Genomic DNA, 4,167 nt, shown 5'->3' with positions numbered 1-4,167 from the left:
GCACCGCGAACCCTCGACGCTCTTCAAAATACCGTCTGTGGAGCAATTGACGATATCTCTCATCGCCAGGCCGCAGCGTGCTTCACCGCCGCTGGATATGAACCAGACTGATCGGATTATGCTCTAGCGGGCGGTTTTCTGTTTCTTTGCCAATTTTTTGTTCTCCCACGCAGGGCTATTGCGGTTCCTGCGCGTGACGAACATGAGAGCCGCAAAGAGTCGGACGATGAATGCCTGCTGGCTATTGCAGCCCAGTTCAGGACAGACGTCATGTCAGGTCATACGGTACGTGCACGCGTCGTGCGCAGTGCTGACGCGCATTATGCGGCGCTCGCCATTTGCTTATTTGTCGCCGCGGGAATAACGACGCCCGCCCTGTCGAAGGAGCAGGAGAATCTTCCTCGCAAGGCCATACCCCCTTCCGATGGTCATGTATCCCTCAGTTCCTCGGGCAGCCCAACGGAGCATGTTGCAGTCGTGGGGCATCGGAGTGCACCAGATATTCGTCGATTTGCCCTACCGCAGACGACAGCAGGCATCGACCGGCAGCAGATCGAGGCCACGACCAACATCGTGGATACCGAGGATGCGCTCAAATACATGCCCAGCCTCGTTGTCCGTAAACGCAATAACGGCGATACACAGGCCACGCTGGAGACACGGACATGGGGTGTGAACTCCAGCGCGCGCAGCCTGGTTTATGTCGATGACGCGTCGATTTCTGCCCTCATCTCCAACAACAACACAAATGGTGCTCCCCGCTGGGGCATGGTCACTCCCGAGCAGATTGAGCGGGTCGACATGCTCTACGGTCCCTTTGCCGCCGCGTACCCCGGCAATTCGATGGGGGGTGTCGTGCTGATTACAACCCGCATGCCGGATCGCTTTACGGCGACGCTCAAGCAGACCGGAAGTGTGCAGACTTATGGCGGTTATAGAACCAAGGGCAATTATGGATCGTCAAACAGCGCAGTCACAATCGGCGATCGATCGGGACATTTTTCATGGCTGTTTAGCGCCAACCGGGAGGAAAGCCTCAGTGAGCCGCTTTTTTACGTCACAAACACGTCGATGCCTGCCGGTACCGCAGGTGGTATTCCGTCCCTGAGCAAAACAGGATCTGTCGCCAACGTCATGGGCGCTGGCGGCCTCCAACATAGCACGATGGACAACCTGACGCTGCGGATACGCTATGATTTTATGGACTGGCTACATTTCAACTACATGATCGGATTCTGGGACAGCCAGACCCGGGCGCATGCGCAGTCCTATCTGTCAACCGCATCTGGGGCTACGACATTTGGCGGTGTGTCCGGCTTTGCCAATGATACCTACACCTATAATGAACAGCATCTGATGAACACCATAGCGCTCAAGACCAGTACGAAAGGGCATTGGGACGCCGAGGCCATTTTTACTGATTATGATTATCTGCAGGATAGCCAGCGCAATCCGGCAGGCGTGCTGGGTGGCACGAATTTTACCCGCGATGGCTACATTGCCAACATGAGCGGTTCAGGCTGGACGAACGCGGATATCAAGGGCATCTGGCGGCCCACTGGTCCAGGCGGGGCGCATGAGCTCAGTTTCGGTGCGCATCGTGACCAGTATGACCTGCGGAACCCGACCTACAACACCGATAATTGGGCGTCTTCAGCGCCCACTGGCAATGGCACGCTCTATGCCAACGGGCGGGGACGGACAACGACCTACGCCCTGTGGGCACAGGAAGTCTGGAAGTTCGCGCCGGGTCTTACCCTGACGGCTGGTGGAAGGCTTGAGTTCTGGCGGGCCTCTGACGGGTTTAATCTGGCGGGAAAGATGGCGGCCAGCCAGCCGTCGGAACATTCGACCAATTTTTCGCCCAAGGCAACGCTCGACTGGCAGATCAATCCCCGATGGGAGGTCAAGCTGTCATTCGGGGAGGCATGGCGCTATCCGACCGTGGCGGAACTTTACCAGATTGTCGCAACCGGGGGGACCTATGCGGTTCCCAATGCCAATCTCCGCCCCGAACAGGTTTTCTCTGGTGAGGCGATGATTGAACGTCGCACGCACAATGGCAGCCTACGTCTGTCGCTATTTCAGGAAAACACCCATAACGCCCTTATTTCGCAAAGCACGCTGATCAATAACATTTATACAACGGCAGTCCAGAACGTGGGCGAGGTACGTAACCGCGGAGTGGAGTTTGTGGCAGAACGGAAAAATGCGTTGTTCCGGGGCCTCGATCTAACCAATAGCGTGACCTATGTGGACTCCCGCGTACTTGCTGACCCAGGTTTTCAAAGTGCTACAGGCACTACGGCGGCTGGAAAACATGTGCCCTATGTCCCGGCCTGGCGGGACACATTCCAGGCGACCTGGCACGCCACGCCACGCCTCGACCTATCAGCAGCCCTTCGCTATCAGGGCAGGATGTACTCCACCCTCGATAATACGGATCATGTCGGTCACGTATTTGGTGCTTTTGACAAGTTTCTTGTCGTGGATATCCATGCGCACTGGCGTATGAAAGGTCCTGTGACCTTTGATGCCGGCATCGATAATATCAACAACGCCCGGTATTACGAATATCACCCATTCCCCATGCGTAGCTATGTGGCGTCTTTAAAGGCCAGCTTCTAGCACTACAGTTGTGTTTTGATGTGAGATATGATTCCGTGTGTTGGTATGGAACGGAACAGGATGACAGGTGGCGCGTCTGTTGAGGAGACGCTGTCGCTGACGGTTGAGGGATTACGGGCGGTCAAGGAAAAAATACGCCCCTGTTTGGTCAGGATCGGGTTGCGGTCTCAGCGGAGCATTATCTGGAAACGCTCCTGGGCAATCTGCCGCGCAAGACGGGCTGGCAACGTGCGGAAGCCGCAGGCGACGAAGGCCCCTGGCGTCAGCAGGCTTTGCTGGGCCGGACGCAGTGGGACGCTGACGGTCTGCGCGACATTGTCCGCGATCATGTTCAGAGTACCCTGGATGATGAAGACGCGGTTCTTGTGATCGATGAGACCGGTTTTCTCAAGAAAGGCAAGGCGTCCTGTGGTGTAGGGCGCCAGTACACGGGTTCGGCTGGCAAGATCACGAACTGTCAGGTTGGTGTGTTTGCAGCCTATGTTTCTTCACGGGGTCATGCTTTCGTGGATCGCGCCCTGTATCTTCCCAAAGCCTGGACATCAGATCCGGTACGGCTGTCTGCGGCCTCTGTTCCTGCGGACGTAACGTTTGCAACCAAACCTTCTCTGGCCCGACAGATGATCGAACGCGGCCTGCAGGCCGGCCTTCCCTTCGAATGGGTCGCTGCTGACAGTGTCTATGGCGTAGGGGAAATCGAAATGAGCCTGCGTCATGCCGCAAAAGGGTATGTTCTGGGGGTGGCAGGCAGTCACTGGTTCAACTCCTGGGGCTTGGGAGAGAGACCGGTTGCGGGAGAAGCCCGTGATATCGCCCGGGACGCTCCAGAAGAAGACTGGGTCTCCCTGTCAGCCGGACACGGGACGAAAGGCGATCGTCAGTATGACTGGCTGTGGTGTCCGCTCGCCGAACTCGAGGGGGCAGACTATACCCCGGCCGACAACAGAACCTGGATCCGGGGTCTCCTTGTGCGCCGGAACCCAGCCGACGGGGACCTTGCATACTTCACTGTCTGGTGCCCCTCAGGAACGACGCCTGAAAAGCTGGTTCAGGTCGAAGGCACGCGATGGCGGATTGAAGAGGGGTTCAGAACGGCCAAAAACGAATTCGGCCTCGATCACAATGAAACCCGCTCCTGGCACGGCTGGCATCGTCACGTATCCCTTGTCATGTTGGCCTATGCCCTGATGGCCGGGGTCAGGGCACAGGCAAACGACAGGTCTCCCAAAAAAAGACCAGCGAACCCGCACCAGGTCTGATCCGGTGGTCCATTCAGGAAATCCGGCGTCTTATCGTCAGGCTGACCCAGCGCCAGATCTCCCTCAACCATATCCTGCACTGGTCACGATTCAGACGAATACATCAGGCAAAAGCCTATGCTTCTCACATCAAAACACAACTGTAGTGCTAGCTGTCAGGTTGTGAAACGTCATTGGCGTAATCAAGGATTTCATCGACCTGTTTCATGATGTCACGATCAGCCGGTTTGATGTGATCAGGATTACGGAACGCGGGATGTTTTTCAAGCCACGACGTGAT

1 protein-coding gene and 2 pseudogenes are annotated in these 4,167 nt (G+C 56.6%); 2 read left to right on the top strand and 1 reads right to left on the bottom strand.

The annotated features are described in order from the left end of the window. The first annotated feature begins 270 nt into the window (after positions 1-270). Positions 271-2,628: a TonB-dependent receptor gene (locus OQZ28_RS17195; protein ID WP_176644178.1), complete on the top strand. Its 2,358-nt coding sequence runs from the start codon at positions 271-273 to the stop codon at positions 2,626-2,628. Positions 2,629-2,673: 45 nt separating this feature from the next. Then, positions 2,674-3,887: pseudogene (locus tag OQZ28_RS17190) on the top strand (IS701 family transposase). 148 nt (positions 3,888-4,035) lie between these two features. On the opposite strand, the pseudogene OQZ28_RS17185 reads toward OQZ28_RS17190, so the two are convergent. Then, positions 4,036-4,167: pseudogene (locus OQZ28_RS17185) on the bottom strand (IS481 family transposase); the annotation flags it as partial.

Source organism: Komagataeibacter sp. NFXK3 (assembly GCF_054182245.1).
This window is presented reverse-complemented; position numbering and strand designations above follow the sequence as displayed.

Bases quoted from the DNA above. Each gene is read 5' to 3' on its own strand.
- OQZ28_RS17195 (WP_176644178.1), top strand. From the start codon at position 271: ATGTCAGGTCATACGGTACGTGCACGCGTCGTGCGCAGTGCTGACGCG.